Source organism: Pedobacter sp., from assembly GCF_965227205.1.
Lineage (GTDB): Bacteria > Bacteroidota > Bacteroidia > Sphingobacteriales > Sphingobacteriaceae > Pedobacter.
This window is the reverse complement of sequence record NZ_OZ245727.1, coordinates 4,129,497-4,156,047: the sequence shown is the minus strand read 5'-3', so window position 1 is coordinate 4,156,047 and position 26,551 is coordinate 4,129,497. Positions and strand designations below refer to the sequence as shown.

The window sequence follows — 26,551 nt, the reverse complement described above, 5'->3', positions numbered from 1 at the left end:
ACTAGTTGCACAATTAAACTAAAAGTACCAATGAAAAAAATAGGGATTTTATTTGGACAGGAACGCTCTTTTCCTGAAGCCGTAATCGAAAGAATTAATCAGAAAGCAGAAAAAGGCATTACAGCCGAAGCTGTTAAAATCGAAAAAATATTACAAAATCAGCCTTTAGGCTATTCTGTAATAATTGATAGAATATCTCAAGATGTGCCATTTTATCGTGCATCACTAAAAAACGCAGCCATTACCGGCACTGCAGTAATTAATAACCCATTTTGGTGGAGTGCAGATGAAAAGTTCTTTAACAACTCACTTGCAGAACAAATTGGTGTTCCTGTACCTAAAACAGCATTAATTCCTTCAAGACAACATCCAACAGGAACTACTGGTGAATCTTTCTCTAATCTTGCAATGCCATTAGACTGGGATGCAATTTTTGAATACACAGGTTTCCCGGCTTACATGAAACCTTATGATGGTGGAGGTTGGAGAGATGTTTACAAACTTCATGATAAAGAAGATTTCTTCGATAAACACAGCGGAACCGAGCAATTGGTAATGTTGTTGCAGGAAGAAATAATTTTTGATGAATATTTTAGAGTGTATTGTATTGGAGGAAAACATGTTCGTATTATGCAATACGATCCACGTAACCCACACCATTTACGTTATGCTGTTGACTCAAAACCATCGAGCGAAAAATTACTAAAAACGGTAGAAGAATATACTTTAAGACTTTGCCAATATTTAGGTTACGATTTTAATACCGTAGAATTTGCTGTTCGCGATGGTGTGCCTATTGCAATCGATTTCTGTAATCCGGCTCCAGATGCTGATATTAAAAGTGTTGGACAAGAAAACTTTGACTGGGTAGTAGAAACTACTGCCAATTATGCAATCGAAAGAGCCAAGGCTCAAAAAGATGGTCAGGATAATTTAACATGGGGACAATACATAAAAGCTTCTGTTGCTGGCAAACCTCTTTTTGAAAAAGCAGCTCCAAAAACTGCCGCAAAACCAGCTGATAAAAAAGTACAGGAAAAAGCAACTACTGAAAAAGCACCAGCAAAACCTAAAAAAGCAGCTACAAAAAAATAAAGGGATTTAGAATTTAATAACCATCAGGATGAACGAATTTACGCTTGGTATAGAGGAAGAATACATGGTAATTGATCCCGTTACCAGGGAACTTACCTCGCACGACCAAAAAATTGTTGAAGCAGCACAAAAAATACATAAAGACCAGGTAAAGGCAGAAATGCACCAGGCTGTTGTAGAAGTTGGAACTGGAATATGTAAAACAACCTCCGAAGCCCGAAAGGAGATTTCGCAACTGCGGTACACCGTTTCGCAACTTGCAGGAGAGCAAGGCTTACGTATTGGCGCTGCCGGAACACACCCATTTTCGCATTGGGAAAAACAATTGATAACTGAACATCCCCGTTATAATGAAATTGTTAACGAACTGCAGGAAGCTGCACGTTCAAATTTAATTTTTGGCTTACACGTTCACGTTGGTTTTCAATCGCGTGAGCTGGCCATACATATTGCAAATCAGGTAAGATATTTTCTGCCGCATGTTTTTGCCTTATCTACCAATTCTCCTTTCTGGGAATCGAGAAATACAGGCTATAAATCTTTCAGAACGAAGATATTTGATAAATTTCCACGTACCGGAATTCCTGATATTTTTAACAGTATAGAAGATTATGACAACTACGTAAAGCTCCTTATCAAAACAAATTGCATGGATAATGCAAAAAAAATCTGGTGGGATATACGCGTACATCCTTTTTTCGACACTGTAGAATTCAGAATTTGCGATTGCCCGATGTTAATTGATGAAACGATGGCGTTCACCGCTTTGTTTCAGGCGCTTTGTGCTAAGTTGTATAAACTTCGCTTACAAAACATGACTTTCATAAACTATTCTCGTGCTTTAATTAACGAGAATAAATGGCGTGCCGCAAGGTATGGTATTGATGGAAACCTAATCGATTTTGGTAAAGAGATGGAAGTAAACTGTCGAAATTTGGTATTAGAACTTTTAGATTTTGTTGATGATGTGGTTGATGAATTAGGTTGCAGAGAAGATCTGAACTACGTACATAAAATCTTAGAACATGGAACTGGTGCAGACAGGCAGTTGGCAGTTTACGAACAAACAGGTAACTTTGAAGCCGTGGTAGATTACATTACCACTCAAACACTTATAGGTGCAATGTAAAAATTATTATGGATAAAAGGAGCTTAAGGGTAGCCGTTATTGATATGAATAACGGCGCTCCAAATCAGGGCATGCGGGGAATACAGGAGATTTTATCCCGTTACAAAAACGAAAATAATATCGATTTAACCTTCGATATTTTTGATTTAAGGCAAAAAGGGCAAATTCCGGGCATTGATTACGATGCATACATTTCAAGCGGTGGTCCGGGAAGTCCGATAGAAAGTAAAGGCGAAAAATGGGAGAATGATTTTTTTAATCTTCTCGATCAGATTGAAAACTTTAATGCTGCAAATGAAGAAAAGAAATATGCTTTTTTAATTTGCCATTCTTTTCAATTAGCATGTAGAAAATATAATTTAGGTAATGTAACCGAAAGACGTTCTAATGCTTTCGGTATATTCCCGATTACACTAACTGAAGAGGGAGAGCAAGACGAAATTTTTGAAGGAATTACAAACCCCTTCTTCTCGGTAGATAGTAGAGATTGGCAAGTAATAGAGCCAAATCTCGAAGCTTTTAATTCAAAAGGCGCAAAGTTGCTGGCCATTGAAAAAGAGCGTAAACATGTTGATTTGGAACGTTGCATGATGTCAATTCGTTTTACTAACGAGATTATTGGTACGCAGTTTCATCCGGAAGCAGACCCTGTTGGTATGAAAATGTATCTTTTACAAGATGAAAAGAAGAAGGTTATCATTGATACACATGGTGAAGCAAAGTATTTCGACATGCTTAACAGCTTAGATGATCCAGATAGAATTGTACTTACTCAAAGTGTTATTCTTCCAAATTTTTTAAACAAAGCGATAGGGAATTTACAGGAGGCGTAAAACAAATTCTATTTACCTCTACTGAATACTTTTTCCAAGCATTCGTCATTGCGAGGCACGAAGCAATCTTAAAACATTAGCTATTTAAGCAACAACAAAATTGGTTCGTGCCTTTTGATAATCTTCCTTTAACCAAATACTAAATTATGATACCTGCTCAACGTCAAAAATTTAATCATCAGTTTACTGAAGGAAAATATTTAGATTTTTTAACCGATCTACAAGAAGGTTATCCTGAAATTCCGTTTCGGGTTGCAGAAACACCAATATTTATCCCATTAGCGTTAAAAGAAAAGTTGATTGCCGCAGGCGAAGAAATTATTAAATTAATTAAGCAGCCAAACTTTAAAGAGTTAACAAAAAATTCTATTCCGGCAGATTGGAATGTGCCTAATGAGAATGAGCAGCCGCATTTCTTAACTTTCGATTTCGGAATCTGCAAAAATGAGGCGGGAGAATTAACACCGATGTTAATTGAAATGCAGGGTTTTCCATCCTTATATGGATTTCAAAATCACCTGGCTAATATCTTTAAAAAGAAATACGAAATAGATAGTTCTTTAACCCATTTTTTAAATGGCTTTGATGAGGAAAAATACATCAAACTTTTAAAGGAAGTTATAATCGGGCAACACCAACCACATGAAGTTGCATTGATGGATGTTGATGCGCCAAACCAAAAAACAGCTATTGATTTTTTTGTTACTGAAAAACTACTTGGCATTAAAATTTTGCCTTTAGAAGGTATCAAGAAAATCAACAATCAGCTTTTTTATGAGGAAAATGGAAAGCAAATTCAACTTAAAAGAATCTATAACAGATTGATATTTGATGAAGTTGCTAACAATACAGAAATTTTTGAAAATAGCTTTGATCCGAGAGATGAACTTGATGTAGAATGGGTTACACATCCAAATTGGTTTTACAGAATTAGTAAATACACTATGCCATTTCTAAAAAGCGAGTTCGTTCCGGAAACCAGGTTTTTAAATGAAATCGGTTCAATTCCAAATGATTTAGAAAACTACGTTCTAAAACCATTATTTTCTTTTGCTGGAATGGGTGTAATTATAGATGTTTCAGAAGAAGATATTAAAAATATCGCCGATCCTCAAAATTGGATTTTGCAGAGAAAGGTAACTTACGAACCTGTAGTTCAATCGCCTAGTGGCGGCGTAAAAGCAGAAATTAGAATAATGTATTTATGGCCAGATGGCGGTGAACCGCAATTATGCCTTAATTTAGCAAGATTAAGTCGAGGTAAAATGATTGGTGTTCGGTATAATGCAGATTTTGACTGGGTTGGCGGAACGGTTGGTTTTATGGAGGAATAAATAGCTGTCATTCTAAGCTTGTCGAAGAATTAGGGGATATTCTTCGACAAGCTCAGAATGACAAATTATGTAAGCCTTTTTACATTAAACTGAACTCTTAAAGTCAAAAGCAACTTATATTAGTGATATGAATACTCAAACGATTTTAGTCTTTTTACTTTTTGCGGTTGCATTAGTATATGTAAGCCTTTTTACATTAAACTGAACTCTTAAAGCCAAAAGCAACTTATATTTGTGATATGAATACTCAAACGATTTTAGTCTTTTTACTTTTTGCGGTTGCATTAGTATATGTTGGCCGTTTGGTTTATAGATCTTTACAGGTTAAAAAAGATGGCTGCGGTGGTAATTGCAAATGTGGTGTAGATTTTTCGGATATTAAGCCTGCAAAAAAGTAATTCATATTCTTTATGATTGATCAGTTTAGAAATTATCTAAAAGAGAAAATACAAATCACAGATGATCAATTCGATAGCATTTCTGGAGATTTAAAAATAAAGAAATTCGACAAAAACGAAATCATTCAGTATACAGGCGACATTACAAAACATGGTTTTTTCGTTTGCAAAGGCTTGCTAAGAGCTTATTCTATTGATTCAAAAGGTAAGGAACATATCCTTCAATTTGCGCCTGAAAACTGGCTAATGTCTGATAGAAACAGTATGAACAATGAACAATCTGTATTTTTTATAGATGCGATTGAACAAACTGAAGTTGTAATTATGCCAAATGATTTCATGGAGCAAGCCGGCATGAAAGTACCTTGCTTACAACCCATGCAAACCAAGTTGCTAAATAATTCAATTCGTTTTATGCAGAAGCGAATTAATATGCTATTAAGCGCTACCGCAGAAGAAAGATACCTCGATTTTATTAAATTATACCCTAATTTAACTTTACGAGTTCCACAATGGATGATTGCCTCTTATTTGGGTATTACACCGGAATCTTTGAGCAGAGTAAGAAAAGAACTTGCAAATAAGCATTTCAGAGCGAACTAAATACTTATAATGATTGAATTTTGGATGAGAGAATGGTAGCAAATCATCAACATTCAACTAACAATATTTCTATCATTCCCTCCTTCTATCATTAATTAGTTACCATACATCAATCTCAGATAAAACCCCTTGCTTTACTTTTGTGTTGTAAATATTAAAAATCAAAACCAAAAGATATGGCAACTACAAAATGGACATTAGATCCAACCCACAGCGAATTACAATTTAAAGTGAAACACTTAATGATTACTACAGTAACTGGTAATCTGAAATCTTTTTCTGCAGAATTAACCTCAGAAGGTGATGAATTTGAACAAGCAGAAATATCTTTTACCGGAGATATTAATTCTTTAGATACAGGAAATACTGATCGCGATAATCACTTAAAAAGTGGTGATTTCTTCGATGCAGAGAAATTTTCTTCTATTGAATTCAAATCTTCATCAATGGAAAAAGATGGCGACGACTACATTTTGAAAGGCGATTTAACAATTAAAGGCGAAACTAAACCTGTTAAATTAACTGCAGAATTTGGTGGTATCGCTACAGACCCATGGGGAAATACTAAAGCTGGCTTTACTTTAAGCGGAAAAATAAACCGTACAGATTTCGGATTAACCTGGAATGCAGCTTTAGAAACAGGTGGCGTAATGGTAAGCGAAGAAGTTAGAATTTTAGGCGAATTACAATTCGTAAAACAAGCTTAGTTAATAAGTAATTCGGTAAAACGAATTTTAAATATTTCCTGTTATGGAAAAAAGAGAAGTTGCAGAAGTATTAAAAGCGCCTGCACCACACATGGTTGGCGATGGTTTTAGAGTTCATAATTTTTTCCCAAGTGGATATGAAATTGATATGAACCCGTTTTTCTTAATGGATTATGGCTCTAAAATAGAATTCTCTGCCCGAAAAAATCCCCGCGGTGTTGGCGTTCATCCACACCGCGGATTTGAAACTGTAACCATTGCTTATCATGGTGCCGTTGCGCATCACGATAGTGCTGGAAATAGCGGAGTTATTTATCCTGGCGATGTGCAATGGATGACCGCTGCAAGCGGCGTTTTACACAAAGAATACCACGAGGCAGAATATAGTCTCAAAGGTGGTCCGTTTCAAATGGTTCAACTTTGGGTAAATCTTCCTGCTAAAGACAAAATGAGTAAACCCAAATATCAGGGCATTAAACAAACTGATATGCCGGTTTTCAATTTACCTGATGATGGAGGTAAAATCGAAGTAATTGCCGGGAATTATAAAACGATTAGTGGAGCCGCGAATACCTTCACACCAATTGATGTTTATAATGCCAGATTAAGAAAAGATGGTAAGGCTGAGTTTATTTTCCCGAAGGAAAATAATACAGGTTTTATGATAATTGAAGGTTCGGTTATTGTAAATGGGCAGGAAAATGCAAAAGCAGATTCATTCATTTATTTTAAAAACGAAGGCGATTTAATAACGATAGAAGCAGAAGAAGATAGCGTAATATTAGTTTTAAGTGCATTGCCAATCGATGAACCTATTCATCAATACGGACCATTTTTAATGAACACAGAAGCTGAAATCCATCAGGCCATTGCAGATTACAACCAGGGAAAATTTGGTTATTTAGAAGAATAAAATAGGTTTAATAATTTTTGTTTTAAGAGCCAGCTAATTTATTAGTTGGCTTTTTTATTCAATTACAATCGTTCAATTAAACATACTGCATATGCAACCACTCCCTCTTCTCTCCCAACAAAACCCATTAATTCGTTAGTTGTTGCCTTTATCGAAATATCTTCTGTCGAAATACCTATCGCCTCTGCTATATTTTGCTGCATTGCCGGTATGTGTGGGTTTATTTTCGGGGCTTCCAAACAAAGCATAGCATCGATATTACCAACTTGCCAGTTTTTTTCCGCTAATAATTTGATAGTTTCTTTTAGCAAAATAATACTGCTAATACCTTTCCATCTATCATCTGTATTTTTAAAATGAAAACCAATGTCTCTTAAATTTGCGGCCCCCAATAAAGCATCACAAATTGCATGGAGCAATACATCTGCATCAGAATGACCATAAGCTCCTTTATGATGTTCTAGCGTTACTCCACCAACAACAAAAGGATGTTGTTCTTTTAATTGATGAACATCAAATCCGAAACCTACTCTAATTTTCATAATGAATTAATAATTATGGCACGAAATTGCCAAAATATTTCGAAACGAAACTATCTAAATACTTTTTTATCGCCGAAATTAAAAAGAAGACTGAAGCGCAAAGTATTTGCCAATGGACTGGTTTGTGCATTTGCAATTAGATATGCAAAATCGATATTAAATACATTGTATTTTAAACCTGCACCCAAAGTAAAGTACCTGCTATCGCCCTTTTGCGGACTTTGGTAATTATATCCTCCGCGTATTGCAAATTGTTGATTATACCAATATTCAAAACCTGTAGAAATTCCAACCTCTTTTAGTTCTTCGCTAAAACCTCCAGGTGCATCGCTAAATGAACCAAAAATCCCTGCCGGAACAGAGCGGTTCGGGTCTTTCCCTTTTACAATATTGTTGTTAGAATCGTAAATTGGTTGCGTTGGAACTAGGAGTTTATTAAAATCTAAAGCAAAAGTGAAAGTATTAAAATCATCAATTTCTATTGTTGATGCGCCACCAAGTTTAAAATTTGTTGGCAAGAAATAGTTCTCTCCACCATCAGAGTAACTCATTTTAGTACCTATATTCGAAATGTTCGCTCCTGCAGAAACAATTGCGTTTTTGCCAAACATAGTAGTTGGCGTTTTATACAATCCGGCAATATCAATGCCTAATGCGCTACCTGCTCTAACCTGTCCTGTAGAAGAAAACTGTCCCGAAGCAAGATTTGAATAAATATACCTCAGGGAAGTTCCCAAAGAAAATTCTTTACCGAAATTACGGGCAAAAGTTACATCAAATGCAAGTTCATTCGGATTTGCAATACCTAAATCTTGCTGATTAATATCCGTTAGTTGAATTTGACCTAAAGAGAAATATCTTAATGATGCACCAATTGTGTTTCTATCATCCAACTTGTAGAAACCGCCAACATATGCCAAATTAATATCAGGCACCAGATTTTTTAACCACGGGCTATAGGAAAGAGAAAAACCATAAGGCTTCTCTAAAAAAGCAAGCTTAGCAGGATTTATACTAGCAGAATTTGCATCACCTAGAATGGCGACACCTGCATCACCCATTGCACCTGCTCTTGCATCGGGAGTAATTAATAAAAATGGAACAGCAGTAATGATGTTATTTGATTCACTACCGTTTGTTTGTGTATTACCAATTGTTACCTGTGCATTCGCCTTGCCAAATACCAAAACTGCCGATAACGCAGAAAATGCAAGTTTACAAATGTACTTGAAATTCATCCTTAGGGTATGTATTTAAGATTTCAGGTAAGTTAATACTTTTAAAGAATATAATCATCAAACGTAAAAGCTCAATTTATATTTTACAGTAAACTTACCATTTTACAAGTTTCTACTAACTAAAACTACGAAATTTTATAAAAACTGAAAATCTTATTTTACACTATTTATTTCTCACTTTTTGCAGCTCGGTTCGGTATTAATTATTATTCTTTTTCTTGAAAAGATTATTGAGTTTATCAGCGATAGCATCTTTAACTTTTTCGGTAGCTTTTGCTTTTACGGTATCAATTTTAGCCTGGGCTTTGGTTTGTAATTCTGCTTTCTTTTCTGCTATAACTGAGTTAACAGCTTCTTTAGCTGAAGCTTTTGCATCAGCAATTCCATATTTTAAATTTATTGTAGGTTTTAAAAAAGTACCGCCCAAAACTGCATTAACCTTAACATTGTCACTCATGCTAACATTTGTTCCGGCTTTACTGTTTAATTTACCAAGCATTGTGTTCACCGTTTCGTTCGCTTTTGCACCAAGCATTGCTCGTGGAACATTCATAGCAAGATCGTAATCCATAGTTTGATCCAAACCGTTAGAGCCTTGAACGTTCATAACAATTCCATCCTTCTTAATATCAAAAGGAGCAACATTCAATCTTCCATCTTTTATTTTAAACTTCGTAATTACATTATTAAGCTCTAGTTTTTTTAATTTATCAGAACTTAAAGAAGATGCCAACTTGTTTAAAGGCTCAAAACCATCAATCATTGCCTGAATAATGTTTGTTAATCCTTCAGCATTTATGCTAGAATAAACAGGCATCATATTTTCATCTAAATCCGAATTATATTTTAAATCAGTTGAGAAAGAACCTTTTGCATATTTTGCTACTGGCGCCAATAATTTTATTGTATTAAATGCCTGAAAGGCCTTTTGAATGTTCATTTTATCAATTCCAAAATCAACATCAATTCTTGGTTTTTTAGGATTTAAAGTGGCATAAGTTCCATTCATTCTTAATCTGCCATCCAACATATTCATGCCTAAATCTTTAAAAGTTATTGTTTTATCTTTAACTAAAAGGATACCATTGGCGTTCGAGATATCGTAATTATCATAAATTACTTTGTTGGCTTTTGCAGCAATGCTAAAATTTATTTTATCGGGCACTTCAAATACTGAAAGCTTTGAATTTACGGTTTTAGCCGATGCTGCTTCTGTAGCTTTTGGTCCCATTAATTCATTAACGTTAATGAGAGTTGAAGACATATTAAAATTGCCCTGAAGCGATTGGTTTTTATTGAAAAAGTAACTCAAATAGTTATTTAATGAACCATTTGCAGCAAAATCGCTACTTCCAACTTTGGCAGAAAGGTTACTTAAGGTAATGTTTTTCGGACTGAATGTTAATTTTGCGGAAGGAACACTTATCGGCATTGGTACGTTTTTACCAGCATAATTAAAATTGTTTGCAATGATTTGTCCTGATGCCTTAAATGCCTCGTATTGTTGTTTATCAATAGATGATTTCCGACCTGCAGCCTTAACATCTGCATCTAAAATACCGCTTAAAACCATATACTTCATTGGGAAAATGGCTGTTAACTGTTTCAAATCTAATTTCCCTTTTAAAGCCATATCTACAAATGGATCGGAAACCGGATTTTTAACCAACAACTTGCCATCAACAGGCACTTGCCCAAATTCTAAATGAAACGCCGGAACATTGATAACCGTGTTATCAATCACACCATCAGGATTGCTTATCTGAGATTTAATCTGAATATTATTTATCGCCGACGGCAATGATGGATATTTAATCTTTCCATTTTGTACCAATAAATTAGCGTTAAAAGCTGGTAGCGATTTTTCATTATAAGTACCCTTAGCAACACCATTCATAGAAAATTTACCGGTTGCTTCTAAATCCTTAAAATTAGCTGCGTAAATTGATGGGATTAAAGAAAGAAAATTTTTCAATTCAGATTCCTTTGCATCAAACTTAAAATCCATTACCATATCTGTTTTATTTGGCATGGCTAAATATCCAACCGCAGATAAAAGGAGTTCGTTTAGTTTAATTTTATTATCTGCGAAAGTAAATTTCATGTTTTTCATGTCTACTTCAATAGGAAGCTCTGCATTCAACTTTACACCATTCAGATAAGAGATTCCGCCGTATTTAACAGTTAGTTTTTCAATATCCGATTCTGTATCAAGCGTAAATAAATCTTGTGTAAAATCTCCCTTTCCCGTATGATTCAAGCTATCCAGTTTCATGTAAAAACCTAATGAGGCATCGTCATAAATAACAGTTCCCTGCTCTATAGAATATTTTTGTAATGCAGCTTTAAAAGTAGTTGGTTTCGATTCCGCCGTAGTTTGAGCAGAATCAGGTTTCATGATGTCCCAATTTGCCTTTCCGCTTTTCAATACTTTAGCAAAAATGTTTGGTTCTTCGAGGTTAACAGAATTAATTTGATAGGTTTCGCCTTTTAAAACACTTAATAAATTAACATTTAATTGCAGTTGTTTAACATTTGCAAGCGTATCTTTATCAAAACTATCAATACCAATAACAGATAAATTGTTGATTTTTATGCCCACGTTGGGGAAAGATGAAATTAGCGACAAATCGAGCGCTTTAAAATCGACCTTTGCATTAACATTTGCATTTATGGAAGATTTTATTTTCGCATCGATTTCCTTTTTAAAAAACATTGGAACTGCTGCTGCAGCTGCTAATAAAAGTACAAATAGCGATACAACTATAATTATTATTTTCTTAAACATAACCTTAACCTTTTAAACTAATTAATTTGGAAATATTGTACGACAATAAGCACACCAATTTACTTTCAATACATCAACTAATTTTACTTTTTCAAATATTTTTAATAAAACACAATACATTGATTATTAATACGTTTTGCTTAAAAAAATATATTCAAAACATTTATTAACACAAATTTTACTAAATCATTTAAATTTCCGTAAATTTATCGGTTGAATAAGCCCTAATCCGTGATATTGCATCATATGAAAAAACAATTACTATATTCTTTAACCTGTCTTGCCGTTGCTACGCTTTTATCTTCTTGTGGAGGAAACAAAGGTGGTGTATCAAGTAAAACTGGTATCCCCTATGCTGATAAGAACAACAAAACTTATGGCAGTTTTGCTGTTGCTACAAAGTATAAACGTGCACCCGGGCCAGGTTTAATCCCTATTGAAGGTGGTGTTTTGGTTGTCGGTGGTAGTGCTATTGAAGTAGCCGGTGTTGAACCTAATATTTACAACTACAAAAGACAAGTTACAGTTCCATCTTTTTATATGGATGAAACAGAAGTTTCTAATACAGATTGGTTAGAATATTTACACTGGATTAGAACAAGTTATCCTGAAGATAGAGAATTCTACTATAATGAATTACCTGATACTTTAGTTTGGCGTCGTGCATTATCATATAACGAGCCTTACGTAGATAACTATTTAAGACATCCTGCTTATAGAGATTATCCTGTTGTTGGTGTGAGCTGGGAGCAAGTTTCTCGTTTTTGCGAGTGGAGAACTTCTCAGGCAAATGAGTACATCCTTCGCCAAAAAGGTATATTAACCGATTACAAAACACTGGCGCAAGGCAATAGTCCGGCAAGAAGTAATACAACTACAGCTGCTGCAACTACAAGACCCGACAAACCTTTTAATACTGATGCTTACTTAAATGGCCAGTATGATGATAAAGGTAAAAATGCCCCTAAAGATTACAATGCTAAAGCTGGTGCATCTGTTGGTGCTGCCGGTGGAAGAGGTGGTAATGCAATACCAACAAGAAATGCTACTTTAGAAGATGGTGTGATTATGCAACCATACCGCTTACCTACTGAAGCTGAATGGGAATATGCCGCATTAGGTTTAATCGGAAATACGGAGTATGAAAACATAAACCAGAATAAAATTTATCCATGGAATGGCTTAGGTGTTAGTTCTGCAAGTAAAAAAACAAGAGGCTTGGTACAAGCCAACTTTAAAAGAGGAGCTGGTGACTACATGGGTGTTGGTGGTTCATTAAATGATAAAGCAGATTTAACTGCCCCTGTTCTTTCTTACAATCCAAACGATTTTGGCTTGTATAATATGGCCGGAAACGTTAACGAATGGGTAAATGACGTTTATCGTACTGGTACTTTTACTGATGCTGAAGCATTTAACCCTTATCGTGGTAACCAATTCCAGGACAAACAATTAGCAGATGCTGCTAACGGTAAAATTGCCTTAGATAAATACGGCAAACCAATTAAAGCTAACGCTTACTCAGGTAAAAAATTAACCTGGGCAGAGAAACAAGCTTTAGCGAAAAGAGCCGATTCAATTGCTAAATCTCCAGACCCAACTGCAATGGTAACTTCTTATCAGGCAGATGAAAGAGGATATCGCGACAGACAAAACAAATTGCTTAACGATGAAGGCATTTCATTAGTGAATGACAAATCGAGAGTTTATAAAGGCGGTTCGTGGAACGATATGGCTTACTGGTTAAATCCTGCAACTCGTCGTTTCTTACAACAAGACGATTCTTCTGCTGAAGTTGGATTCCGTTGCGCAATGACTATGCTTGGAGCACCGGAAATCAGCACTGCTGGTAAACGAAACTTTAAGCAAGCTAAACCAAAAGCTTTCAATCCTAAAAGATAATTAAAAAGAAAGGCTCCAAAATCGGAGCCTTTCTTTTTAAAATATATTTCTATTTGAATTGGAGTAAAACCTGATTCTTTTCTACTTTATCTCCTTTTGTAACAGCTATCTTTTTTACAATACCATCTGCTGGCGATTTAATAATATTCTCCATTTTCATCGCTTCTAGTATCAAAAGATTATCTCCTTTTTTAACTTCAGTTCCCTCTTCTACAATAACATCTAAAACTAAACCAGGCATTGGCGCCTTAATTTCAGCAATTTTAGCAGAAGCTATATTATCTAAACCGAGTTGTTTTAATAACTGATCAAATCTATCCTCAACTTTTAGCGTGTAATTATTTCCATTAACTCTGATAGTGCATGTCTTATCAACTTTGTTAAGTTCAACAATTTCAGTGTTAAATGATTTATTGTTGTAGATGATGCTACTTGAATTAGATGAAGTCGAACTTAAATCGACATTTAATTTTGAGCCATTCACATAAAATTCATTTGATTTTTCTTCAACATCAAATTGAAAATCATCATTAACCTTTATTTTATACATAACTATTGAGTTAAAGCATATTGAACTAAGTTAGCGCCCATTTTAAGCGCTCGTGAGCGTGTTTCCTGAGTATCTTCAGGATATGTTCCAAAATCTTCCCACCCATTACCTAAATCGCATTCAAATGTGTAATAACAAACCACTCTGCCTTTGTAAATTAAGGCAAAACCTTGTGGTCTTTTGTTATCATGTTCGTGGATTTTTGGCAATCCATTCGGGAATTTAAATTTTTGATTATAGATGGAGTGATTAGCAGGTAATTCAACAAAACTCAATTCTGGAAAAACCTTCTTCATTTGCGGACGAATAAACTTATCTAAGCCATAATTATCATCGATATGAAGAAAACCACCTCCAGTTAAATATTGTCTTAGATTTTTGACTTCCTGATCGCTAAAAACCACATTACCATGCCCTGTCATATAAATGAAAGGGAAATTAAACAATTCTTTACTACCAACTTCTACGATGCTTTCTTCAGCGTAAAAATTTGTTCTCAAATTCGAATTACAAAAAGCAATTAAATTAGGAAGTGCAGTTCTATCCGCATACCAATCTCCGCCACCGTTATATTTTAACTTAGCCATTCGATATGATGGAGGAAAGGAAAAAGAACAAAGGATTAAGCTAAAAGCTAAAAGGCCAGAGCAGCATGCAAGCAACCTTGCTATTTTTGAAAATTGTAAATTGGTTATTGAAAATTTCAAACTGACAATCGGTTTAGGTAGTTGATTTCGAAACAGGCTGCAAGTGCTGCAGTTTCTGTTCTTAATCTGTTATTACCTAAAGTTAGTGGTTTAAAGTCTTTATTCAAAGCCTGTTCCACTTCATTGGGTGTAAAATCACCTTCAGGACCAATTAGTATTAAATATTTTTGAAACGGAGTTACCAAATCAGAGATATATTTTTTCCCTTCATTATCAATGCAATGCGCAATTAATTTATCTCCATCAAATGGTTGTTTTAAGAAAGAATCAAATGAAATTGCATCGTTCATTTTAGGATGATAAGCTTTTATTGATTGCTTAACGGCCGATGTAATTACTTTATTTAATCTATCTTCTTTAACAACTCTTCGCTCAGACCTATCTGTGATAATTGGTGTTATTTCATCTATTCCAAGCTCGGTAGCTTTCTCTAAAAACCACTCTAACCTATCGATATTCTTGGTTGGTGCAACGGCTATGTGCAGATAATGATTTCTCTTGGCATACTCAGTTTCAACGTTGAGAATTTTAAGGGTAACTTTTTTAGGGCTATCAGATGTAATTTCAGCGGTGTAGAACCCTCCAACTCCATCAACAAGGTAAATTATTGCACCAACAGATAATCTTAAAACCCTAACACAATGCTTACTTTCTTCTTCATTTAGGATGTATGAAGAACCTGATATATCTGGAGTGTAAAAAATATTCATAGTTGAAATTAGTGATTATCAACCATATCTTCTTTATTGAGTACCAACTCTAGTTTAACCGTTTCGATATTTTGCTCTGTTTTTTTAAGAATGGTAAACAGATAACCATAAGATTCGTTGCTTTCTCCTACCTCTGGAATTCTTTCAAAAACATGAGAAACTAAGCCGCCCATCGTGTCAAAATCTTCGTCCTCCGGTAAATCGTGGGGCAAATGTTCGTTCACATCGTAAACAGTTGCAAATGCATTTACAATAAATTCATTATCTGAAATTTTCTCCACCAATGGCTTTTCTTCATCATACTCATCCTGAATTTCACCGACAAGTTCTTCAACGATATCTTCGAGTGTTACCATTCCAGCTGTACCACCAAATTCATCCAAAACAATAGCAATTTGTATGCGGTTGCTTTGAAGCTCGCTCATTAAATCGTTAATCTTTTTTGTTTCTGTAACGAAATAAGGTTTACGGATGATGTCGTTTAATGTCCAGTGTTGATTTCCAGATGCAACAAGTGGCAAAATATCTTTGGCATGAATAATACCAACAATTTTATCCATTATTTCATCATATACAGGTAAACGAGAATATCCTTCTTTGATGATTTTATCAATTACATCTTCTTTAGTAGAAGATAATTCGATACCAGAAATTTTGGTTCTAGGAACCATAATATTTTTTACAACACGCTCATTAAAGTCAAAAACGTTTTTTATTAATTCGTGCTCATTGTTATCTAATGCACCGCTTTCTTTACCTTGATCTAGTAAATACTGTAGCTCTTCGGTACTGTGTAAAGATTCATGACCGGCAGATGTATCAATACCAAATGGTTTTAAAATTATCGCCGCTAAGCTATTTAAAGTCCAGATAAATGGTTTGAATACTACATAGAAAATTTGAAGCGGAACCGATACAAAAAGCGTCGTTGCAACAGGTCTTTGAATGGCAAATGATTTTGGAGCCAACTCACCAAATACAATATGCATAATGGTGATTAGAGAGAAAGCCACAATTGTTGATGCTGTATGAATTGTTGCATCACTAAATCCCCATTGCAAACTATCGAAAAGGTTTTTAAAAATAGTATGCATAACGCCTTCACCAACCCAACCTAAACCAAGTGATGCAAGCGTTATACCTAATTGTGTTGCGGCTAAATATCCATCCAAATTATGAATGATTGTTTTAGCCATTTTACCAACACTACTGCCAGATTTTGCTTTTATCTCGATTTGCGATGCCCGAACTTTAACAATTGCAAACTCTGCTGCAACGAAAAATCCGTTTAATAGTACCAAAAATAGAGCAAAAAATAACCGCCATCCAACTGATGTTGTATCAGCTTCCTCTAAGGCAACCATCGCCAGGTTTGTTGATGGTAGGATTGCGCTTATCTTTAAATTTAAAAACAAACAGACCGTGGGTAAATCCATTAAGCTAATTCTCTAAATGTTGTGTTATAAAGTTCTATGCTTTCTTTAATTACTTTGTGTGCATAGCGAACACCAAGTAAATGTTCGATAGTTACATTTTTTTCTTCTAATGCTTTATAATCCTGAAAGAAACGAACAATTTCTTTCATTTGATGTGGAGGTAATTCATCCAAATCATTAATGTAGTTTACAGACATATCATGTGCAGCAACTGCAATAATTTTATCGTCTTGTTCACCATTATCAACCATATGCATAACCCCAACTACTTTTGCTTCAATTAATGTCATTGGATAAACATCTACCGAACAAAGCACTAAAATATCTAAAGGATCTTTATCATCGCAATAAGTTTGCGGAATAAAGCCATAGTTAGCAGGATACATTACTGATGAAAAAAGAACCCTGTCTAGTTTTATTAAACCAGATTCTTTATCTATTTCGTATTTGGCTTTTGAGCCTTTTGGAATTTCAATGATTGCGTTTACAACTTCTGGAACGTTTTTTCCAGGGGATACGCTATGCCAAGCGTGAGTTTCGTCTTTTGCCATTTTAATTTAAATCTGTCTTATCCTCTTCAGGATCTTTCACTGTTACTTTATTTTTTACAAAGGTAATTAATAATGGTATAGTTGTGATAAGGATAAAGCCAATAATAATATATAATAAGTAATCGTTAATTTCTTTTTCAAATCTTCTGCCCAAAAAGTAGCCCAATAAGGTTAATGAACAAATCCAAAGTAATGCTCCAACTATATTGTAGAAAGCAAACTTTTTAAAATCTAGCTTTACAACGCCAGCAAAAATCGGGGCAAAAGTTCTAACTATTGGAACAAATCTTCCCATAATTAATGCAAAAGCACCCTGTTTGTTATAATAATCTTCGGCTGCTTTTAAATATCTCTTTTTAAAGAAAAAACTATCCTTTCTGGTATACAACAACGGCCCGGTTCTTCTTCCAAACCAGTAGCCTGTAAAGTTGCCTGAGATAGCCGCAACGCATAATCCGGCAAGCAGAACTGCAATGTTAACATCCAGTTTGCCAGTAGCCACAAACATGCCTGCAAGAAATAGTAAATAATCGCCTGGCAGAAAAAAACCAAAAAACAAGCCTGTTTCTGCATATATGACAAACACAACCAGATAGAAACCGCCTTCCCTCAATAATTTTTCGGGAGAAATTAAATGCTGAAGGTTAGTCCAAAAATCGTGCATATTCAATTATTCGTAAAACTACAAATAATTATTAAACAAGTGCATACCTATATTAGGTTTAAAATAATTGCAGGATAAATACCCAAAATAAGAGTAATCGCGACTGAAACAGCCAAAACCACTTTATATTGAACTGGAGTTGAAAGCTCAACTTCTGCACCATCTTTAAACCAAACTGCAACGATAACCTTGAAATAATAATAAAAGCCAACTAATGCATTTAAGATGGCGAATGCAACCAAAAGCATTTTGTATTCGCCCATTACGTTCAGGAACATCAGGTATTTACCAATGAAACCTGCTGTTAGTGGAATACCCGCCAAAGAAAGCATTGCCACTGTAAGCGCTAAAGCAACTAACGGGTTTTTCTTTCCTAAGCCATTGAAGCTTTCAAAGCTATCACTTCCTGTTTTTTGTTTTACAAGAATTAAAACTGCAAATGCGATGATTGACGCGAATGTATAAGCAGCAGCATAAACTAAAACGTTGTTTTCTGATTGTGCGCTTAACACAACCAATGAGAACAATAAGTAGCCTGCGTGAGAAATACTCGAATAAGCGAGCATACGTTTAAAGTTCTTCTGGAACAATGCCGTAACGTTACCAATAAATAAGGTTATACAAACGATAACAATCAAAGGTGCAACCCAAAAATCGTGAAGTGGGGCAAATGCATCTGAAAACAGTCTTAAAAATGCTGCAAAACCAGCCGTTTTAACAACTGTACTCATGAAAGTCGTAATCAATGTTGGAGAACCTTCGTAAACATCTGGAGTCCAGAAATGGAAGGGTGCAGCACCAACTTTAAAGCATAATCCAATCATCATCAGAATTACACCCGGATAAAAGATTGGTGAAATCGCTTTACTGTTATCTACTAAGTAAGCCTGGATTTTATCCAAATCGAATGAACCCGATGCCCCGTAAATTAAAGTGATACCAAATAATAAGAATCCGGTAGAAAATGCGCCCATTAAGAAATACTTCAACGAAGCCTCGTTCGAGGCGAAGTCTTTTTTACGAATACCTGCTAGGATATATAAACTTACCGACATGATTTCCAGACCAACAAACAGCATCGCCATGTTTTTGTACGACACCATCATAATCATCCCCGCAAGGGCAAAAAGAATTAAAGTGTAATATTCGGCTATGTTATCGCTCTTAGCGTGGAAATAATTTTGTGTTAATAAGAAAATCAAAAGCGTTCCAATAATACAAACACCAGAAAATGCCAAAGCGAAATTATCAGTTTGCATCATGCCGAAATGAACGGCATTACCATTCCATGCGAAGAATGTAAAGCCTAAGGCAGTAAGTAAGCCAACAACAGTAAGCGGTAATAATGCTTTATTTGCTTTAAACAAACCTGCATAAAGTACAATAAAAGCGGTTATACTAATGGTTATGATAATATTCATTGCTTATTTTACTGATGTTAATTTTTGATTTACCTGCTCTAATAAATGCTGCACAGATGCCTCTGTTAAGTGCAATAATGGTTTTGGATAAACACCCAAAATGATAATTAATGCACAGATAATATAAAGAACCAATTTCTCAGTTCCCTGAATATCGGTGAATGTAATCGTTAATTCGTTGGTTTTGCCAAGCATTACATTTTGGTACATCCGCAACATGTAAACTGCTCCGAAAATAATGGTCAAACCTGCAATTGCAGCTGCCCAAATTTCGTAATTGTAAACACCCATTAATAATAAGAACTCGCCAATAAAACCGTTGGTTCCTGGTAAAGCTACAGTTCCTAAAACAATGATTAAGAATACAATTGCCAGTTGTGGTGCCGATTTAGCAATGCCGCCCAATTCTTCAATTTTGTTAGTTTTGGTACGAGAAAAGATAATATCTAAAACGAAGAACAAACCAACTACGTTAATACCGTGACTTAACATCTGTACCATTGCACCTTGTATCCCTTGTACACCAAGATTTCCAAGATTAAAGGATGCGAATATACCTGCCGAGATTAGTCCAACGTGAGCAATTGAAGAATAAGCAACCAAACGTTTAGCATCTTTCTGTGTAAATGCGATTAGTGAAGCGTAAACGATGCCGATAATTGAAAGTACCATTGCCAGACAAGACCAATCCTGAACACCTGCCGGAACGATTGGCAACAACCATCTGATTACGCCGTAAATACCCATTTTCAACATAATACCTGATAACAACATCGTACCCTGAGTTGGCGCTGCTGTATAGGTATCTGGTTGCCAGGTATGGAATGGGAAAATCGGCATCTTAATCGCGAAAGCAATAAAGAAAGCCCAGAAAATCCAGCCTTGCTGTGCGCTATCTAAATTTAAAGCATAAAAAGCTTGAATATCGAAATTGTGAGCAGGGTTTTGTAAGTACAAATAAATAATCCCCATCAACATAAACAGTGAACCTGCAATCGTGTAAACGAAGAACTTCATGTTAATACGGATTCTATCTTTTCCGCCCCAGAATGCGCAGATGAAATAAATTGGAATCAATGCGGCTTCCCATCCGATGTAGAAAAGAAAAGCATCCATTGCCGTAAACACCAATAATAAACCGGTTTGCATGAATAAAATCAATGCATAAAAAGCAGATGGATTTTTATAATCGTGTTTGTAGCTTGATAAAATGATAATCGGAATTAGCAAATTCGTCAGTAACACCACAAGCATACTGATTCCATCGATACCTGCGTGAAAACGAATGCCCAAATCAGCAATCCATGGTAAGTTCGCTTCGAACTGTGTACTTGCATTTGGAATGAAGTTACAGGCGATAAACAACGCCAAGCCTAAGGAAGCAACCGAAATTACGGTTGAAACGATTTTAGCCGACTTACCTGCAAATGCTGTAATGATAGCACCCACAAGCGGAAGAAATATAAGTAGTAAAAGTTGTTCCATTATTTATTTTTGAACCCTTTTTAGATGTAATAAAATGTATAAGCAAGCAATGCGATGATACCAACTACCATCATAAAAATATAGAAACCTACATTTCCACTTTGTAATAAACGAACACCTTTACTGGCCTCGCTTGTACGCCAACCCAATCCATTCACAATTCCATCAATGAATTTGGTATCGATAATTCTGTAGAAAAATCTTGAAAAAGCATCTAGTGGTTTTGTAATGATGAAATCGTAAATCTCATCTAAATAAAATTTATGATAAGATAATTTTGCTAACGCAGAACGCGGTGCTTCATCAGCAACAGGAACACGGGCGCCTTTTACATATCTCGTATAAGCATAAAGCAAAGCGATAATTGCAGCTACAACTGAAGTACCCATTAAAGCATATTCCGTTGAATGACTTAAATCTAATTCGTGTTGCGCAACACCAGCTCCAGTTAACCAATGTGCCAACCATTCATTTCCACCGAAAACGTGAGGAATGTTAATCGCTCCACCGATTGCAGCTAAAACAGCTAAAATGATTAGCGGAGTAGTCATTGCTGCTGGCGATTCATGAACATGACTTTCTTCGTGATGTGTGCCTCTGTATTTTCCTGAGAAAGTAAGGAACATCATTCTGAACATATAAAAAGCGGTTAAGAATGCGGTTAGTACACCCACTCCCCAAAGGATAGGACTCGCCTGGAAAGCATGCGCTAAAATTTCATCTTTTGAAAAGAAACCAGAGAATGGCGGTAAACCTGCAATAGCGATTGTACCAATCATCATCGTTAAGAAAGTAATTGGAAGTTTCTTTCTCAATCCGCCCATGTGGCGCATATCTTGTTCGTGATGCATGGCATGAATTACCGAACCTGCACCTAAGAATAATAATGCTTTAAAGAATGCGTGAGTTAATACATGAAAGAATGAACCCGTATAAGCGCCAACGCCTAAGCCTAAAAACATATATCCTAATTGAGATACCGTTGAATAAGCCAATACTTTTTTAATATCTGTTTGGGTTAAAGCAATAATCGCGGCTACTAATGCCGTTGCTGCGCCAACAATTGCAATAATGTTTTGTGTAAACGGCGCAAGGTCGAATAATACACTCGAACGGGCAATCATATAAATACCAGCCGTTACCATCGTTGCCGCGTGAATTAACGCAGAAACAGGTGTTGGTCCAGCCATTGCATCTGGTAACCAGGTAAACAATGGCAATTGTGCCGATTTACCGCAGGCACCGATAAATAATAAAATGGTGATTAAAATCAAGGTATTGTTACCTGGCAACATATTCGCTGCCAGAGGAAAGATTTTCGAGAACTCAACACTTCCGAATAAGTTGAATATTAAGAACACACCCAATAAAAAGCCTAAATCTCCAATACGGTTCATTACGAAAGCTTTTTTTGCTGCCGATGCATAAGCACTGTTGGTATACCAGAAACCGATTAAAAGGTATGAGCATAAACCTACGCCTTCCCAACCAATAAACATAACGATATAGTTTGAGCCCAATACCAACAAGAGCATGAAGAACACAAACAGATTCAGATAAGAGAAGAATTTACCGAATCCTTCATCATCATGCATGTAGCTGGTAGAATATAAATGGATTAAGAAACCTATTCCGGTAATAATCAAAAGCATGATTGAACTCAATGGGTCAACCAGAAATGATAAAGGAATGTGCAGTGTGCCTGCGCTAATCCAGTCAAATAAAAATACTTCGTGAGATTTTTGTGTATCGCCTTGTAAACTAAAGAAAATAACTACGCTGATGATAAAAGAAGCTAGAATTACGCCACTTCCGATGATACCAACAAGTCCTTTAGATAAAGATTTTCTGCCCAGTCCGTTAATTACAAACCCTAAAAAAGGAAGTAACGGAACTAACCAAATCAATTGTTCTATTGTCATTCTTATAATATATTTACCACTTAAGGCGATTTAAAACATTAATATCTATCGATTTCGTATTTCTGTAAACCATTACGATAATCGCCAAACCAACTGCAACCTCTGCAGCAGCAAGCGCCATAATAAAGAATACGAAAACCTGTCCAGATGGGTCGTTGCTATGTACTGAAAAAGCTGTTAAAAGCAAGTTCACAGCATTCAACATCAACTCAACCGACATAAAAATTACGATTGCATTTCTACGCGTTAACACACCAATTACACCAATTGTGAAAATAATTGCACATAAATAGATGTAGTGATTTAGCGGAACGCCTGCCATTTGTGTAGTTAAATTTTCCATTATGCTTCTACCTCATCTCTTTTAGATAATAAAACGGCTCCAACCATTGCTGCCAACAGTAATAGAGATGATAATTCGAATGGTAATAAGAATGGCCCAAAAAGCTCTTTACCTAAGTTTTCTACCAAACCTAATCCCTGATTTTTCAAAATTAAAGGACTGTTAATGCTTGCCGCTTTGAAAGAACCAACTAAGGTTACAACCAGGCAACAGCCTGCAATTACACCTACAATTTTAATCAATGGCGATTTTACCGGCTCGGTTTCCTTATTTAGGTTGAGGAGCATCAGTACAAATAGGAATAATACCATGATGGCACCCATGTAAACAATGAAATTTACAACAGCCAAAAACTGTGCATTCAACAATACGTAATGTACCGTGAATGTGAAAAAAGTAAGGATTAAGTACAATACACTGTGGATTGGATTTTTTGCAAAAATCACCATCAGCGAAAAGATGATACTTAATGTGGCTACGAAATAGAATACTTGTGTACTCATTAATTTGTTATTTGTTAGTACACCTCGTCATTGCGAGGCACGAAGCAATCTCATTTTTATTGTCATCGCTTTAGGATTGCTTCGTTCCTCGCAATGACGCACTGGTAATATGTTTAGTCCTTCGACAAGCTCAGGATGACAACAGTTTATTTTTTACTATCTGCCATGGTTCGTGTCCTCACGAACCATAATACTATTTTTTCATCTCCAATGGAGCCTCAACCAACTTATCTTTTCCGTAAATGAAATCTTTACGTAAATAATCAGCTGGTACAATTGGTCCGTCTAGGTAAATGGCCTCTTTCGGACAAGCCTCTTCACATAATCCGCAGAAAATACAACGCAACATATTAATTTCATAAGTTGCTGCATATTTTTCTTCGCGGTATAAATGCTTCTCATCATTTTTACGCTCAGCGGCAATCATGGTAATTGCTTCAGCCGGACAAGATAATGCACATAAACCGCAAGCCGTACAACGCTCTTTTCCGTTTTCATCGCGTTTAAGCGAGTGCATCCCTCTAAAGTTAGCCGAAAATTCACGTTCTACTTCTGGATATCTTACTGTAGCCTCTTTTTTGAATAAGTGACTAATGGTAATGCCCATACCTTTTGCAATTGCAGGCAGGTACATGCGTTCCATAAAGCTCAAAGGCTTTTGTTCCAGTACTTTTTTCTTATTACTTAATGATTCCATAATTAAAACTTCTCAATAATCGCAATCACAATTCCAGTTATTATAATGTTGGCAATGGCTAAAGGTATTAAGCCTTTCCAACCTAAATTCATCAATTGGTCATAACGGAAACGAGGGATTGTCCAACGTACCCACATGAAGAAAAAGATGAAAAACACAATTTTCACGAAGAATATTCCAACACCAAACAATGGTGCCCAGGTTGGGCCTAAAAGCGTAGCCATGTAATCCATACCTGGATAATTGTATCCTCCGAAATATAAAGTTGCCATTACTGCTGATGATACAAACATGTTGATGTATTCAGCAAATAAATAGAAACCTAATTTCATTGAAGAATACTCCGTATGGTAACCACCGATTAATTCAGTTTCACATTCAGGTAAATCGAAAGGTGCACGGTTGGTTTCAGCAAATGAACAAACCATGAAAATTAAAAATCCTAATGGTTGATACAATACATTCCATCTCCAGCCATGTTGCTGGTCAACAATTTCTTTTAAGCTTAAGGTGTTTGTCATCAAAAGCAAAGCGATGATTGATAAACCCATTGCAATTTCATAACTGATATTTTGCGATGCAGCACGAATAGCACTTAATAGCGAATATTTATTATTAGATGCCCAACCGCCAATCATAACGCCATAAACACCTAAAGAAACTACACCAAAAATGTATAATACACCAACGTTAATATCAGCAACTTGTAGTGGAACGATTTTTCCGCCAATTTCCATCGGACTACCCCATGGAATAACAGCTGTACCAATACAAGCACAAAGTAAAGCCAAACCTGGCCCCACAATAAATAACCATTTGTTGGATGAAGCCGGAATAATTTCCTCTTTCATAAACATCTTAACACCATCGGCCAATGGCTGCAAAATACCAAATGGACCTGCTCTGTCCGGACCTAAACGGTCTTGAAGATAAGCTGCAACCTTACGTTCAGCATAAGTAGAATACATGGCAATAACTAAACTGATACCGAAAATTACCGCTACCAGAATAAATTTTTCTATAACAAAACTTATTTCCATTAGTATTTTACTGTTTTATGTAATTCAATTTCGTTCGCTGCCTGTAAAGCTGCATTCGGCTTAATTACAGGAAGTGGTTTTAATGTTTCGTAATGGTTTGATGCAATTACTGAAGTATCATCAATATGAGTTGGATGCTCAATTGTCCAATCAGAAGTTGCTTTTTTATCGAAACGACAAGTGTTACAGATAAATTCTTCTACTTCACCAAACTGGTCTTTACGAGCCGTAACACGTAAAACATCTTCGCCTTTATACCAAAGTGTTACTTTACCATTGCACTTTTCATGGTCGCAATTGCGATGTGCATCAACTGGTTTGGTAAACCAAACGCGGTTTTTGAAACGGAAAGTTTTATCTGTTAAAGCACCAACAGGGCAAACATCAATTACGTTTCCTGAGAAATCATTATCAACAGCTTGTTGGATGTAAGTAGAAATTTCTGAATGGTCGCCACGGTTTAAAATACCATGAACGCGTTTATTTGTAATCTGGTCGGCAGTGAAAACACAACGATAACACAGAATACAACGATTCATGTGTAGTTGAATTTTATCACCAATATCAATACGGTCGAAAGTACGACGCTCAAACTCATAACGAGTTTTTTGCAAGCCATGCTCATAACCTAAGTTTTGCAAATCACATTCACCAGCCTGGTCGCAAACCGGGCAATCTAAAGGGTGGTTAATTAATAAAATTTCTACCACACCTGCACGTGCTTCTAAAACCTCTGGAGAAGTAATATTCAACACTTCCATACCATCCATTACAGTTGTACGGCAAGATGCAACCAATTTTGGCATCGGGCGTGGGTCTTTCTCCGAACCTTTTGTTACCTTAACAATACAGGTACGGCACTTACCACCACTGCCTTCTAACTTAGAATAATAGCACATCGCTGGCGGAACAATGTCACCTCCAATTTGCCTTGCAGCATTTAGGATAGTGGTTCCATTATCAACCTCTACTGTTATCCCGTCTATCGTAACCTTAACTTTTTCACTCATGGTTAATGATAATCTTTTATTTTTTATGCT

The 26,551-nt window shown here is 35.8% G+C and carries 26 protein-coding genes; 9 read left to right on the top strand and 17 right to left on the bottom strand.

What is annotated here, in order from left to right; genetic code table 11:
- Nucleotides 1-30 precede the first annotated feature (30 nt).
- From ACO05K_RS18020 to ACO05K_RS17985, 8 genes are all read left to right on the top strand, one after another.
- Entirely contained in the window at nucleotides 31-1,095 is a 1,065-nt protein-coding gene (locus tag ACO05K_RS18020) for an ATP-grasp domain-containing protein (protein WP_421945796.1), read from the top strand.
- A gap of 28 nt (nucleotides 1,096-1,123) precedes the next feature.
- Nucleotides 1,124-2,224, top strand: a complete 1,101-nt coding sequence (locus ACO05K_RS18015; RefSeq protein WP_421945795.1) for a carboxylate-amine ligase — start codon at nucleotides 1,124-1,126, stop codon at nucleotides 2,222-2,224.
- An 8-nt stretch (nucleotides 2,225-2,232) separates the two neighbouring features.
- On the top strand, nucleotides 2,233-3,057 hold the full coding sequence (locus tag ACO05K_RS18010; protein WP_421945794.1) for a type 1 glutamine amidotransferase: 825 nt from the start codon (nucleotides 2,233-2,235) through the stop codon (nucleotides 3,055-3,057).
- Between the two features lie 146 nt (nucleotides 3,058-3,203).
- Nucleotides 3,204-4,391 carry a hypothetical protein gene (locus ACO05K_RS18005; RefSeq protein ID WP_421945793.1) on the top strand — a complete coding sequence of 396 codons (1,188 nt, stop codon included), beginning with the start codon at nucleotides 3,204-3,206 and terminating at the stop codon, nucleotides 4,389-4,391.
- Between the two features lie 239 nt (nucleotides 4,392-4,630).
- Nucleotides 4,631-4,789 (top strand): FeoB-associated Cys-rich membrane protein, encoded by a 159-nt coding sequence (locus tag ACO05K_RS18000; protein WP_421945792.1) that lies wholly within the window; start codon nucleotides 4,631-4,633, stop codon nucleotides 4,787-4,789.
- A gap of 12 nt (nucleotides 4,790-4,801) precedes the next feature.
- The gene (locus tag ACO05K_RS17995) at nucleotides 4,802-5,392 is read left to right on the top strand and encodes a Crp/Fnr family transcriptional regulator (protein ID WP_421945791.1); all 591 of its coding nucleotides are present in this window, start codon (nucleotides 4,802-4,804) and stop codon (nucleotides 5,390-5,392) included.
- A gap of 176 nt (nucleotides 5,393-5,568) precedes the next feature.
- Nucleotides 5,569-6,099, top strand: coding sequence for a YceI family protein (locus tag ACO05K_RS17990; protein WP_421945790.1), 531 nt, complete (start codon nucleotides 5,569-5,571; stop codon nucleotides 6,097-6,099).
- Nucleotides 6,100-6,142: 43 nt separating this feature from the next.
- Nucleotides 6,143-7,012 carry a pirin family protein gene (locus ACO05K_RS17985; RefSeq protein ID WP_421945789.1) on the top strand — a complete coding sequence of 290 codons (870 nt, stop codon included), beginning with the start codon at nucleotides 6,143-6,145 and terminating at the stop codon, nucleotides 7,010-7,012.
- A 62-nt stretch (nucleotides 7,013-7,074) separates the two neighbouring features.
- Here the strand turns inward: ACO05K_RS17985 and ispF are convergent, their stop codons facing one another.
- The 3 genes from ispF to ACO05K_RS17970 all read right to left on the bottom strand — a co-directional run bounded on the left by ispF (nucleotide 7,075) and on the right by ACO05K_RS17970 (nucleotide 11,580).
- A complete protein-coding gene (gene ispF, locus ACO05K_RS17980) occupies nucleotides 7,075-7,554 on the bottom strand; it encodes a 2-C-methyl-D-erythritol 2,4-cyclodiphosphate synthase (RefSeq protein WP_421945788.1) in 480 nt (159 codons plus the stop codon).
- 50 nt (nucleotides 7,555-7,604) lie between these two features.
- Nucleotides 7,605-8,792 carry a type IX secretion system outer membrane channel protein PorV gene (gene porV, locus ACO05K_RS17975; RefSeq protein ID WP_421945787.1) on the bottom strand — a complete coding sequence of 396 codons (1,188 nt, stop codon included), beginning with the start codon at nucleotides 8,790-8,792 and terminating at the stop codon, nucleotides 7,605-7,607.
- A gap of 199 nt (nucleotides 8,793-8,991) precedes the next feature.
- A complete protein-coding gene (locus ACO05K_RS17970; RefSeq protein ID WP_421945786.1) occupies nucleotides 8,992-11,580 on the bottom strand; it encodes an AsmA-like C-terminal region-containing protein in 2,589 nt (862 codons plus the stop codon).
- Nucleotides 11,581-11,826: 246 nt separating this feature from the next.
- On the opposite strand from ACO05K_RS17970, the gene ACO05K_RS17965 reads away from it, so the two are divergent.
- Nucleotides 11,827-13,482: an SUMF1/EgtB/PvdO family nonheme iron enzyme gene (locus ACO05K_RS17965; RefSeq protein ID WP_421945785.1), complete on the top strand. Its 1,656-nt coding sequence runs from the start codon at nucleotides 11,827-11,829 to the stop codon at nucleotides 13,480-13,482.
- 49 nt (nucleotides 13,483-13,531) lie between these two features.
- On the opposite strand, the gene ACO05K_RS17960 is transcribed toward ACO05K_RS17965, so the two are convergent.
- The 14 genes from ACO05K_RS17960 to ACO05K_RS17895 form a co-directional block, all read right to left on the bottom strand.
- Entirely contained in the window at nucleotides 13,532-14,032 is a 501-nt protein-coding gene (locus tag ACO05K_RS17960) for an acetyl-CoA carboxylase biotin carboxyl carrier protein subunit (RefSeq protein WP_421945784.1), read from the bottom strand.
- A gap of 2 nt (nucleotides 14,033-14,034) precedes the next feature.
- A complete protein-coding gene (locus tag ACO05K_RS17955; RefSeq protein ID WP_421945783.1) occupies nucleotides 14,035-14,619 on the bottom strand; it encodes a DUF4159 domain-containing protein in 585 nt (194 codons plus the stop codon).
- Nucleotides 14,620-14,735: 116 nt separating this feature from the next.
- Nucleotides 14,736-15,449 carry a 16S rRNA (uracil(1498)-N(3))-methyltransferase gene (locus tag ACO05K_RS17950; RefSeq protein WP_421945782.1) on the bottom strand — a complete coding sequence of 238 codons (714 nt, stop codon included), beginning with the start codon at nucleotides 15,447-15,449 and terminating at the stop codon, nucleotides 14,736-14,738.
- Between the two features lie 8 nt (nucleotides 15,450-15,457).
- Nucleotides 15,458-16,885, bottom strand: coding sequence for a hemolysin family protein (locus ACO05K_RS17945; RefSeq protein WP_421945781.1), 1,428 nt, complete (start codon nucleotides 16,883-16,885; stop codon nucleotides 15,458-15,460).
- On the bottom strand, nucleotides 16,885-17,436 hold the full coding sequence (locus tag ACO05K_RS17940; protein ID WP_316764380.1) for an inorganic diphosphatase: 552 nt from the start codon (nucleotides 17,434-17,436) through the stop codon (nucleotides 16,885-16,887). Before ACO05K_RS17940 ends, ACO05K_RS17945 begins: the two co-directional genes overlap by 1 nt.
- A gap of 1 nt (nucleotide 17,437) precedes the next feature.
- Entirely contained in the window at nucleotides 17,438-18,100 is a 663-nt protein-coding gene (locus ACO05K_RS17935; RefSeq protein WP_421945780.1) for a DedA family protein, read from the bottom strand.
- 47 nt (nucleotides 18,101-18,147) lie between these two features.
- On the bottom strand, nucleotides 18,148-19,521 hold the full coding sequence (locus ACO05K_RS17930) for an NADH-quinone oxidoreductase subunit N (protein ID WP_421945779.1): 1,374 nt from the start codon (nucleotides 19,519-19,521) through the stop codon (nucleotides 18,148-18,150).
- 3 nt (nucleotides 19,522-19,524) lie between these two features.
- A complete protein-coding gene (locus ACO05K_RS17925; RefSeq protein ID WP_421945778.1) occupies nucleotides 19,525-21,006 on the bottom strand; it encodes a complex I subunit 4 family protein in 1,482 nt (493 codons plus the stop codon).
- Between the two features lie 20 nt (nucleotides 21,007-21,026).
- Nucleotides 21,027-22,928, bottom strand: a complete 1,902-nt coding sequence (gene nuoL, locus ACO05K_RS17920) for an NADH-quinone oxidoreductase subunit L (RefSeq protein ID WP_421945777.1) — start codon at nucleotides 22,926-22,928, stop codon at nucleotides 21,027-21,029.
- Between the two features lie 13 nt (nucleotides 22,929-22,941).
- Complete coding sequence (gene nuoK / locus ACO05K_RS17915) at nucleotides 22,942-23,271, bottom strand: NADH-quinone oxidoreductase subunit NuoK (protein WP_010601897.1); 330 nt, start codon at nucleotides 23,269-23,271, stop codon at nucleotides 22,942-22,944.
- Entirely contained in the window at nucleotides 23,271-23,774 is a 504-nt protein-coding gene (locus ACO05K_RS17910) for an NADH-quinone oxidoreductase subunit J (protein ID WP_316735423.1), read from the bottom strand. The genes nuoK and ACO05K_RS17910 overlap by 1 nt, the downstream gene beginning before the upstream one ends.
- A gap of 193 nt (nucleotides 23,775-23,967) precedes the next feature.
- Nucleotides 23,968-24,471, bottom strand: coding sequence for a NuoI/complex I 23 kDa subunit family protein (locus ACO05K_RS17905; protein WP_154279595.1), 504 nt, complete (start codon nucleotides 24,469-24,471; stop codon nucleotides 23,968-23,970).
- A gap of 2 nt (nucleotides 24,472-24,473) precedes the next feature.
- A complete protein-coding gene (gene nuoH, locus ACO05K_RS17900) occupies nucleotides 24,474-25,511 on the bottom strand; it encodes an NADH-quinone oxidoreductase subunit NuoH (protein WP_421945776.1) in 1,038 nt (345 codons plus the stop codon).
- Nucleotides 25,511-26,521 (bottom strand): 2Fe-2S iron-sulfur cluster-binding protein, encoded by a 1,011-nt coding sequence (locus ACO05K_RS17895; protein ID WP_421945775.1) that lies wholly within the window; start codon nucleotides 26,519-26,521, stop codon nucleotides 25,511-25,513. The genes nuoH and ACO05K_RS17895 overlap by 1 nt, the downstream gene beginning before the upstream one ends.
- Nucleotides 26,522-26,551 lie beyond the last annotated feature (30 nt).

Excerpts from the sequence above, each read along its gene's own strand:
- ACO05K_RS17950 (WP_421945782.1), bottom strand. The coding sequence starts at position 15,449 with ATGAATATTTTTTACACTCCAGATATATCAGGTTCTTCATACATCCTA.
- ACO05K_RS17935 (WP_421945780.1), bottom strand. The coding sequence starts at position 18,100 with ATGCACGATTTTTGGACTAACCTTCAGCATTTAATTTCTCCCGAAAAA.
- ACO05K_RS18010 (WP_421945794.1), top strand. The coding sequence starts at position 2,233 with ATGGATAAAAGGAGCTTAAGGGTAGCCGTTATTGATATGAATAACGGC.
- ACO05K_RS17905 (WP_154279595.1), bottom strand. The coding sequence starts at position 24,471 with ATGGAATCATTAAGTAATAAGAAAAAAGTACTGGAACAAAAGCCTTTG.
- porV (WP_421945787.1), bottom strand. The coding sequence starts at position 8,792 with ATGAATTTCAAGTACATTTGTAAACTTGCATTTTCTGCGTTATCGGCA.
- ACO05K_RS17895 (WP_421945775.1), bottom strand. The coding sequence starts at position 26,521 with ATGAGTGAAAAAGTTAAGGTTACGATAGACGGGATAACAGTAGAGGTT.
- ACO05K_RS17945 (WP_421945781.1), bottom strand. The coding sequence starts at position 16,885 with ATGGATTTACCCACGGTCTGTTTGTTTTTAAATTTAAAGATAAGCGCA.
- ACO05K_RS17955 (WP_421945783.1), bottom strand. The coding sequence starts at position 14,619 with ATGGCTAAGTTAAAATATAACGGTGGCGGAGATTGGTATGCGGATAGA.
- ACO05K_RS17930 (WP_421945779.1), bottom strand. The coding sequence starts at position 19,521 with ATGAATATTATCATAACCATTAGTATAACCGCTTTTATTGTACTTTAT.
- ACO05K_RS17970 (WP_421945786.1), bottom strand. The coding sequence starts at position 11,580 with ATGTTTAAGAAAATAATAATTATAGTTGTATCGCTATTTGTACTTTTA.
- ACO05K_RS18020 (WP_421945796.1), top strand. The coding sequence starts at position 31 with ATGAAAAAAATAGGGATTTTATTTGGACAGGAACGCTCTTTTCCTGAA.
- ACO05K_RS17960 (WP_421945784.1), bottom strand. The coding sequence starts at position 14,032 with ATGTATAAAATAAAGGTTAATGATGATTTTCAATTTGATGTTGAAGAA.
- ACO05K_RS17925 (WP_421945778.1), bottom strand. The coding sequence starts at position 21,006 with ATGGAACAACTTTTACTACTTATATTTCTTCCGCTTGTGGGTGCTATC.
- ispF (WP_421945788.1), bottom strand. The coding sequence starts at position 7,554 with ATGAAAATTAGAGTAGGTTTCGGATTTGATGTTCATCAATTAAAAGAA.
- ACO05K_RS18005 (WP_421945793.1), top strand. The coding sequence starts at position 3,204 with ATGATACCTGCTCAACGTCAAAAATTTAATCATCAGTTTACTGAAGGA.
- ACO05K_RS18015 (WP_421945795.1), top strand. The coding sequence starts at position 1,124 with ATGAACGAATTTACGCTTGGTATAGAGGAAGAATACATGGTAATTGAT.
- ACO05K_RS17985 (WP_421945789.1), top strand. The coding sequence starts at position 6,143 with ATGGAAAAAAGAGAAGTTGCAGAAGTATTAAAAGCGCCTGCACCACAC.
- nuoH (WP_421945776.1), bottom strand. The coding sequence starts at position 25,511 with ATGGAAATAAGTTTTGTTATAGAAAAATTTATTCTGGTAGCGGTAATT.
- ACO05K_RS18000 (WP_421945792.1), top strand. The coding sequence starts at position 4,631 with ATGAATACTCAAACGATTTTAGTCTTTTTACTTTTTGCGGTTGCATTA.
- nuoK (WP_010601897.1), bottom strand. The coding sequence starts at position 23,271 with ATGGAAAATTTAACTACACAAATGGCAGGCGTTCCGCTAAATCACTAC.
- ACO05K_RS17910 (WP_316735423.1), bottom strand. The coding sequence starts at position 23,774 with ATGAGTACACAAGTATTCTATTTCGTAGCCACATTAAGTATCATCTTT.
- ACO05K_RS17995 (WP_421945791.1), top strand. The coding sequence starts at position 4,802 with ATGATTGATCAGTTTAGAAATTATCTAAAAGAGAAAATACAAATCACA.
- ACO05K_RS17965 (WP_421945785.1), top strand. The coding sequence starts at position 11,827 with ATGAAAAAACAATTACTATATTCTTTAACCTGTCTTGCCGTTGCTACG.
- ACO05K_RS17990 (WP_421945790.1), top strand. The coding sequence starts at position 5,569 with ATGGCAACTACAAAATGGACATTAGATCCAACCCACAGCGAATTACAA.
- nuoL (WP_421945777.1), bottom strand. The coding sequence starts at position 22,928 with ATGACAATAGAACAATTGATTTGGTTAGTTCCGTTACTTCCTTTTTTA.
- ACO05K_RS17940 (WP_316764380.1), bottom strand. The coding sequence starts at position 17,436 with ATGGCAAAAGACGAAACTCACGCTTGGCATAGCGTATCCCCTGGAAAA.